Source organism: Kitasatospora sp. NPDC056181 (genome assembly GCF_042266225.1).
In the GTDB taxonomy this organism is placed as follows: Bacteria; Actinomycetota; Actinomycetes; order Streptomycetales; family Streptomycetaceae; genus Kitasatospora.
Genome location: NZ_JBHJUK010000070.1, coordinates 36,472 through 43,400, shown reverse-complemented (window position 1 = coordinate 43,400; position 6,929 = coordinate 36,472). Strand labels below are relative to the sequence as shown.

Genomic DNA, 6,929 nt, shown 5'->3' with positions numbered 1-6,929 from the left:
CAGGCAGCCGAGGAGGGCGACGGCGAGCAGGGTGCCGCCGATGCCGCCCTTGCCGCCCTTGAGGGCGCAGCCGCCGAGGGCGGCGGCGGTGATGGACTGGAGCTCCAGGCCCTCGCTGCCGGAGACGGGCTGGCCGGAGCCGGTGCGGGCGGTGAGCAGGACGCCGGCGAGGGCGGCGACGACGCCGCTGAGCGCGTAGGCGGCGATCAGGTACTTGTTGAGGTTGATGCCGGCCAGGCGGGCGGCGGTGTCGTTGCCGCCGATCGCGTAGACGTTGCGGCCGATGTCGGTGTACTTGAGCAGCACGTGCACGGCGGCGGCGGCCAGGATCAGGATCCACACCATGGTCGGCAGGCCGGCGACCTTCCCGCGGCTGAGGAAGACGAACACCGGGTCGTTGAGGACGTAGCCCTGGGCCCGGCCGTCGGAGACCAGTTGGGCGACGCCCTTGTAGGCGGCGAGGCCGGCCAGGGTGGCGATGGTCGGGTTGACCCGGCCGTAGATGATCACCGCACCGTTGAGCAGGCCGACGGCCGCGCCGACGACGAGCGCGGCGCCGATGCCGGCGGGTGCGCTGGACCCGGCCGAGGTGAAGACCATGGCGCTGACCACGGAGGCGAGTCCGGCCTGCGAGCCGACCGAGATGTCCAGGCCCCCGCAGATGATGACGACGGTCTGGACGACGGCGAGCAGGCCCGCGATGGTGGCCGCCTCGGCGATCACCTGGATGTTGTCCCAGCCGAGGAAGTTGGGGTTGAGCGAGCCGAACAGCGCGACCACGACGACGAGCGCGCCGATCAGGCTGAGGTTCTGGGCGCCGACGGAGCCGAGCAGCGCGCGCGGGCCGCCGGTGCGGGGCTGCGGTGCCGTGGTGGGGGCGGTGCTGGTGGTCATGCTGTTGCTCCGGTGCTGGCGTGGGGGTCGGTTCGGGAGTCGGGGGCCAGGTCGTCGGCCATGGCGAGGGCGAGGATGCTCTCCTCGGAGGCTTGGTCACGGCTCAGCTCGCCGGTCACCCGGCCGCCCTGCATGACCACGACGCGGTCGGCGAGGCCGAGGACTTCGGGGAGTTCGGAGGAGATGACCAGCACCGCGACGCCCTCCCGGGCGAGGTCGGCGATGATCTGGTAGATCTCCGCCTTCGCGCCGATGTCGACGCCGCGGGTGGGCTCGTCCAGGATCAGCAGGTCCGGCCGGCGGGCCAGCCAGCGGGCGAGCACCACCTTCTGCTGGTTGCCGCCGGACAGCGTGCGCACCTCGGTCTCGATGGAGGGGGCGCGCACCCGCAGGCGGTCGGCGTACCGCTGGGCCAGCTCCTTCTCCTCGCGGACCTTGACGAAGCGCCGGCGGCGCAACCGTTCGAGACTGACCAGCGAGGTGTTGTCGCGGATCGTGCGGTGCAGGAACAGGGCCTGGGCCTTGCGCTCCTCGGGGGCGAGGCCGATGCCGGCCCGGATCGCCCGGCGCGGGCTGCCCAGGCGCAGCCACTGCCCGGAGAGGCTGACGGTGCCGGCGCGGACCGGGGCGTCGCCGGCCAGGGCGAGGGCGAGTTCGGAGCGGCCGGCGCCGATCAGGCCGGCCAGCGCGACGACCTCGCCGGCCCGGACGGTGAGCGACACGTCGTGGACGTCGTCCGTGCTGAGCCGGTCCACCTCGAGGACGACCCGGTCGGTGGCGACGTTCTGCCGGACGAACAGGCCCGCGAGGTCGCGGCCGACCATGAGCCGCACCAGTTCGTTCTCGTCCGTGTCGGCGGAGTCGACCACGCCGGCCAGGGTGCCGTCGCGCAGCACCGCGATGCGGTCGGCGAGCTGGAAGATCTCCTTCATCCGGTGCGAGACGTAGACGACCGCGATGCCCTGCGACCGCAGCCGTCGGATCAGGGCGAACAGGGCGTCCACCTCGTGCTCGGAGAGCGAGGAGGTCGGTTCGTCGAAAGCGATCGCCCGGGGGGCGACCTCGCCGGTGAGGGCGCGCAGGATCTCGACCAGCTGGCGCTGCGCGGCGGTGAGTTCGGAGCCGAGCAGGTCGGGGTCGAGGACCTTGGCGAAGCCGAGGCGGTCGAGGTCGGCGGTGATCCGGCGGCGCAGTTCGGCCCGGTCCAGGCGGCGGCCGGCCCGACGGGGGAGGCTGCCGGCGTAGACGTTCTCGGCGACCGAGACGTGCGGGATGATCTCCGGTTCCTGCGGGATGATCCGGATGCCGGCCCGGCGGGCGTCGGTCGGCGATCCCAGGTCGAGGGCCCGGCCGTCGAGCAGGACCCGCCCCTCGCTCGGCCGGTGGTCGCCGGTGAGGATGCGCAGCAGGGTGGACTTGCCGGCGCCGTTCTCACCCATCAGGGCGGTGACCTGGCCGGGCGGGAAGCTCAGGTCGACGCCTTGCAGCGCCTGGACGGCACCGAAGCGTTTGCCGATGTTCTCGGCGGTCAGGCCGGCTGGTGCGGCGGGCGGGCGACTGGCTGTGGTCATCGTGGCCTCAACTGGCGGTGCGGTGCGGTGCGGTGCGATACGGGCTGGGGCGGTTCGGGCCGGGCCGGGACCGATAAAGGCCGGACGGGGGCCGGACGGGGGGCCGGACGGGGGCCGGACGGGGGCCGGTGCGGCGGCGCGGGGGTGACGGTGGCCGCACCGGCCGGGCCGCGGGTCAGCTGCAGCCGACGCCCGCGGCCTGCCAGGTGGCGGCGTCGACCATCTTGGTCGGGGCGAACGCCTCGGCCGGGAAGTCCTTGCCGTTCTTGAGCCGGTCGTACATGGTCTGGACGGCGAGGGCGCCGACGTCCTTGCCGTTGATGAACAGCGCGGCCTTCATGCCGGAGGGCTTGCCGGACTTCCAGTCCTTGCACGCCAGGTAGGCGCCGAGGCCGACCCCGTCGATGTCGTCGGGGCTGACGCCGCCGTTCTCCAGGGCGGTGACGGCGCCCTGGACGTTCTCGTCGTTGCAGCCCCACACCACCCAGTGCTTGACGCCGGGGTTGGCGGTGACGGTGGCGGCGACCTTGTCCTGGGCGCCGGTCGGGGTGTTGTCGGTGGCCACGTCGACGGTCTGCACACCGCTGACGGCGGAGTCGAAGGCCGTCCTGGCGGCCTTCACCCGGTCGCCGCAGACGGTGACGTCCTGCTTCCAGGCGGAGATGATCCGGGTGTCGGCGGGGTTCCAGCCGGCCTTCTTGAACTCCTCGGCGGCCCGCTTGCCGACCTCGCCGCCCATCTGCTCGCCGCTGAAGCCGATCCGCGGCACCAGGTCGGACTTGCCGCAGGAGGCGGGGGCGGGGCCGGTGGTGCAGATCTGGTCGTCGGAGGTGAGCAGCGCGACCTTGGCGTCGCGGGCCGTCTGGACGACCTGCGGGCCGACCGCCGGGTCCGGCACCACGACGATCAGGCCGTTGCTCTTCTGCGCGATCGCGGACTGCACCTCGCTGACGGTCTTGTTGGCGTCGCTGCCGAGGTTGACCACCTTGAGGTCGATGCCGAGTTCGGCCGCCTTCGCCCTGGCGCCGGCGGCCTCGCCGACGAAGTACTCCTGGTCGCCCTGCTTCTGCAGGTACGTCAGCGAGACCTTTCCGGTGACCGGTGCGGCCTGGGAGTCCGCCGTGCCGGAGGTCTGGCCGGTGGAACAGGCGGTGAGGCCGAGGACGGTGGTCAGGCCCAGCACGGCGGCGGGGACCAGACGGGCACGGATGGGGGACATGGGGCGACTCCAGGGTGGACGAGCGAGACCGAACCGATCCAACAGAATCGATCACATGTCATCACTTTCAAACGCGGTACATCACAGGAAAACCGGCATGTCACCCTCCCGTCAAGAGGCCGAAAACATTCGACCCCCGGCCGATGCACCTTTGTTACCAAGGCGCCCACCTGCCCATTCTCAGGCATCGCCGGCGCGAAATCGGCAAACACCCACAGCAAGGACCACCTATGAATTACGCGCGCAATTACTAGGTATCCGGAGTCAATCAGGTCCAAGTGGCTCACGCGCCCGACCAAGGGCGACAGTGGATCACCGGCCGCCACGCCGGAACCCGCGGGTCCGGTCCGCCGGATCCGGCCGGAACACCGCCGGAATGCCACAGGAATTCCGGTGGCCCGGAGTCGACCGCCGGAGCCCGGCCGGGATGCCGCGCGCGCCGAGCTCTTCGGGAGCTCTTCGACCGCGCCCCATTGACCGCCGGCTCGCCGCACCCCTACTGTGCGGATCCGGTCGACTCTGTTTGTTTGTGAGCGATTGCGACCTTCCCCCACCCAACCGCTCGGAAGCGCGCGGTACGCCGCTTCCGGCGTCGTACGAAAGGCCCCCCGTGCACGGACCCCTCCGTCTCCTGGCCACGCCCGGACGCACCCTCAGAAGCGCGGCCGTCGCCGCCTCGCTCCTCCTGTCCGGCGCGCTCGTCGCCGGACAGGCCGCGACTCCGGCCCTCGCCGCCACCACCACGGTGAACACCTCCATCACCGTGGACGGCACCAAGTCCGGCCGGACCTTCGACGGCATCGGAGCCGCCAGCGGCGGCGGCGGCAACTCCCGCCTGCTCGTCGACTATCCGGAGCCGCAGCGCAGTCAGCTGCTGGACTACCTCTTCAAGCCCGGCTACGGCGCCTCCCTCCAGTCGCTGAAGATCGAGATCGGCGGCGACACCAACTCCACCGACGGCGCCGAGCCCAGCTACCAGCACGCCCGGGGCGCGGTCGACTGCAACCAGGGGTACGAGTGGTGGCTGGCCGAGCAGGCCAAGGCCCGCAACCCCGACATCAAGCTCTACGGCCTCGCCTGGGGCGCCCCCGGCTGGGTCGGGGTCGACGACCCCGCCAACCCCGACCCGGGCAAGCCGTACTTCTGGTCCCAGGACATGATCGACTACATCGGCGGCTGGTTCGGCTGCGCCGCCCGGCACAACCTGCCGATCGACTACATCGGCGGCTGGAACGAGCGCGAGTACAACGCCACCTGGTACAAGAACCTCAAGGGCTCGCTGGTCGCGAACGGCCACGGCGACACCAAGGTGGTCGCGGCGGACAGCTACGACTGGAACCTCGCCGCGGAGATGACCAAGGACCCGGCGCTCAACAACGCGATCGACGTCATCGGCATGCACTACCCGTGCGGCTACCTCGGCGCGATGAGCACCTGCAACAGCACGCCGGCCGCGCAGGCGCTCGGCAAGCCGATCTGGGCCAGCGAGAGCGGCTCGCAGGACTACAACACCGGCGCCCCGGCGGTGGCCCGCGCGATCAACCGCGACTACATCGACGGCAAGATGACCTCGTACATGAACTGGCCGGTCATCGCGGCGCTGTACCAGAACCTCTTCTTCTCCACCGACGGCCTCTCGCTCGCCGCGCAGCCCTGGTCCGGCAACTACTCCATCGGCCAGACCACCTGGGTCACCGCGCAGACCACCCAGTTCACCCGGCCCGGCTGGAAGTACATCGACCCGGCGGCCGGCTACCTCGGCGGCAACCGGGCCAACGGCAGCTACGTCACGCTGAAGTCGGCGGACGGCCGCGACTACTCCACCGTCGTCGAGACCATGGACGCCACCGCCGCGCAGACCGCCACGTTCAAGGTCACCGGCGGCCTGCCCACCGGCCAGGTGCACGTCTGGTCGACGAACCTCGCCACCGCGGACACCGCCGACGACTTCGTCCACGAGCAGGACCTCAAGCCGGTCCGCGGGGCCTACACCCTCACCCTCCAGCCGGGACGCGTCTACACCGTGACCACCACCACGGGCCAGGGCAAGGGAACGGCCACCCCGCCGGCGCCCGCGCCGCTGAACCTGCCCTACGCCGACGGCTTCGACAAGCCCGCCGCGACGGCCTCCCCGAAGTACTTCTCCGACATGAACGGCGCGTTCCAGACCGTCCCCTGCGGCGGCGGCCGCACCGGTACGTGCCTGCGCCAGATGGCCCCGGTCTCCCCCATCCGCTGGACCGACGAGTCGAACAACCAGCCCTACACCATCGTGGGTGACAGCAGCTGGGTGAACTACACGGTCGGTGCGGACACGCTCTTCGAGCAGCCGGGCTCGACCGAGGTCCTCGGCCGCGTCAACCAGCAGGGCCGTAACAACGGCGGCCTGAACGCCTACCACCTGCGTCTGAGCGACACGGGCGCCTGGGCGATCCAGAAGAGCGACCTCAAGTGGAACCTCACCACGCTGGCGTCCGGCACCGTCACCGCCCCCGGCCTGAACACCTGGCACCACCTCGCCCTCACCATGCAGGGATCGACGCTGACCGCGGCGATCGACGGGCAGAGCGTCGGCAGCGCGACCGACCACGCCTTCACCTCCGGCATGGCCGGCCTGGCCGTGTCCGGTTACCAGACCGACCAGTTCGACTCGTTCGCGCTGACCCCGGGCACCGGCGGCAGCTCGTTCACCGGCCCGGTCACCTCCGGTCTGGCCGGCAAGTGCCTCGGCGCCTCCGCCGCCCCGGCTGCCGACGGGACCAAGGCCGTCCTCCGGAGCTGCAACAGCACCGACCCGGCCCAGACGTGGACCTGGGACAACGGCCGGCTCCTGTCCGGCGGCAAGTGCCTCGACGTGGTCGGCCAGGGCAGCACCGACGGCACCCTCGTCGACCTGTGGACCTGCAACGGCGGCGCCAACCAGCAGTGGACCCCGCAGGCCGACGGCACGCTGAAGGGCGTCCAGTCCGGCCTCTGCCTCGACGACCCGGCCGCCAGCACCACCGACGGCACCCAGCTGATCGTCTGGACCTGCAACGGCGGCACCAACCAGCGCTGGAACCTGCCGTAGTCCCGTAGCCCTGTAGTCCCGTAGCGCGGAGACCTCGGGCCTCCGAGGAGGCCCGAGGTCTCACCCGAACGGAGCCGGGGGGACGGCCGGGGACGATCGATGACGACGTGCGCGAGCACGTCCGCCCGATCGCCCGGACGTCCCCCCGGCTCCGTTCGGCCAGGGGCCGGAGGTC

The 6,929-nt window shown here is 71.5% G+C and carries 4 protein-coding genes; 1 reads left to right on the top strand and 3 read right to left on the bottom strand.

Annotated elements, in window-relative coordinates; all coding sequences use genetic code 11:
• From ACFC1F_RS24815 to ACFC1F_RS24805, 3 genes are all read right to left on the bottom strand, one after another.
• A partial coding sequence (locus tag ACFC1F_RS24815) for an ABC transporter permease (RefSeq protein ID WP_376161380.1) occupies positions 1-894 on the bottom strand: 894 nt, incomplete at its 3' end.
• The gene (locus ACFC1F_RS24810; RefSeq protein ID WP_376161378.1) at positions 891-2,465 is read right to left on the bottom strand and encodes a sugar ABC transporter ATP-binding protein; all 1,575 of its coding nucleotides are present in this window, start codon (positions 2,463-2,465) and stop codon (positions 891-893) included. The genes ACFC1F_RS24815 and ACFC1F_RS24810, both read right to left, overlap by 4 nt.
• A gap of 175 nt (positions 2,466-2,640) precedes the next feature.
• Entirely contained in the window at positions 2,641-3,684 is a 1,044-nt protein-coding gene (locus ACFC1F_RS24805; RefSeq protein WP_376161376.1) for a substrate-binding domain-containing protein, read from the bottom strand.
• A 610-nt stretch (positions 3,685-4,294) separates the two neighbouring features.
• Here ACFC1F_RS24805 and ACFC1F_RS24800 point away from each other — a divergent pair.
• Complete coding sequence (locus ACFC1F_RS24800) at positions 4,295-6,754, top strand: ricin-type beta-trefoil lectin domain protein (RefSeq protein ID WP_376161374.1); 2,460 nt, start codon at positions 4,295-4,297, stop codon at positions 6,752-6,754.
• The last annotated feature ends 175 nt before the right edge of the window (positions 6,755-6,929 follow it).